Origin of the sequence: Paracoccus sp. FO-3 (assembly GCF_006386455.1) — a bacterium.
GTDB lineage: Bacteria > Pseudomonadota > Alphaproteobacteria > Rhodobacterales > Rhodobacteraceae > Paracoccus > Paracoccus versutus.
Window position 1 is genome coordinate 1 of the sequence record NZ_VCBQ01000326.1, and the last position, 343, is coordinate 343.

The 343-nt window shown below is 67.3% G+C and carries 1 protein-coding gene; it reads right to left on the reverse strand.

Annotation, left to right across the window (positions count from 1 at the left end):
* Position 1: 1 nt before the first annotated feature.
* Positions 2–343, reverse strand: a 342-nt coding sequence (locus FE811_RS27225) for an FtsX-like permease family protein (RefSeq protein WP_140849626.1), incomplete at its 5' end; no start/stop codon positions are given.

The window sequence follows — 343 nt, forward strand, 5'->3', positions numbered from 1 at the left end:
CTCACCCTTTTTCGAGTGCTGTTACGGGTTCGAGCTTTGCGGCGTTGACGGCTGGGAGGTAGCCGAAGACCAGGCCGATGCCGCAGGCGCTGGCCAGGGCGGCGACCATGGAGAGGGGCGAATAGACCAGGGTGAAATTGCTGCTCAGCCGCTCGAAGGCCAGGCCGAAGCCAAGCGCCGCCAGGATGCCCGCCGCGCCGCCGATGACGCAGACCAGCACCGCCTCGATCAGGAATTGCGCGCGGATGTCGCCGCGCCGCGCACCCACCGCCATGCGCAGCCCGATCTCGCCGATGCGCTCGGTCACGGAAACCAGCATGATGTTCATCACCCCGATGCCGCC